General features: G+C 54.2%; 1 protein-coding gene. It reads right to left on the bottom strand.

The annotated features are described in order from the left end of the window. Positions 1 to 1,058: IS5 family transposase (locus tag ACBR42_RS17065; protein ID WP_371208834.1), on the bottom strand; the 1,058-nt coding region annotated here is incomplete at its 3' end. Positions 1,059 to 1,133 lie beyond the last annotated feature (75 nt).

The raw sequence follows: 1,133 nt of genomic DNA, 5'->3' as shown, positions 1-1,133 counted from the left end.
AGGAAGAGGAAGCGGCGCATGTTGTAGACGATATTGGCCAGGCCGATCCTCATAGTGGCTCGGGTGATACCGACAGTCCGGACAAACAGCCCCGTCTGTGACTTCTGATCGGCAAAGACATGCTCGACACGCGAGCGGATGACCGACTTTCCAGCATTTGATTTCTGGATATGCCGGGGCATAGGCTTGAGATGCGGCTTTTTGCGATGAACCTTGGAAACAAATCCCTGCTTTTCCATGAAGTCTTCGTTGGCTTTTGAGCGATAGGCCGTGTCAGCCCAGACACTTGAGGCCGTATTGGTTTTATCCAGCAGCCCCTCTCTCAATCTCGCGCCATCACTGGCGGCGGCATGCGTTGTTTTCCATTTCCGGATGAACCGGTATTTCCGATCGATGGAAACATGCGATTTATAGCCAAAGAACGGGATGGCGAGATCACTGGATGGCATGGTTCCATCATCCTGCCGCTTCGCTCTGGTGAACTTTAGCGTCCAGCGCGCATGACGATCCTTGTGCGACAGCTTTGACGGCTTGTCCTGCCAGTCTTCAGGCATACGTCCTTCCCGAAGATCGGCTTTCTCTGCGTTGGTGTTCCGCTGCTTTGGAGCCGCTACCAGTGTGGCATCCAGGATCTGGCCTGACATCGGCAAATACCCGGCGTTGCGCAGGGTCGCATCAAAGCGGTTGAACAGCCCATCGATCGCACCCGCCTGGGTCAGACGCTCGCGAAACAGCCAGACCGTTTTGGCATCCGGCACCCGATCTGAAAGTCCCAGCCCAAGGAAACGCATAAAGGAGAGGCGATCGTTGATCAGATATTCCGTCCGCTCATCAGACAAATTGTTGAGCGTCTGGATCACCAGAATTTTGAACATCAGCACCGGATCAAATGGCGGTCGTCCGCCTTTGCTTCCGTCAGAATACGCCAGAGCCTTCTCCAGGTCAGGGCGGAAGACTTCAAAATCCACAGTCCGGGAAAATGCTTCGAGCTGATCACCAAGCCCGCTCAGCCGGGCAAGCCGCTCTTCAACGTCAAAAAATCCCGCCTGCTTCATGATCCATACTCCAATCAACGCAAGGAAAATGGAATCACAGAGCAGACCTCAATACCAGAGGGTTTTTCGAACCCTCCA

This window comes from Komagataeibacter sp. SM21 (assembly GCF_041402665.1).
GTDB classification, from domain to species: domain Bacteria; phylum Pseudomonadota; class Alphaproteobacteria; order Acetobacterales; family Acetobacteraceae; genus Komagataeibacter; species Komagataeibacter saccharivorans.
Note: the sequence above shows the minus strand (reverse complement) of the source record. Positions and strands in the feature narration are given on the sequence as shown.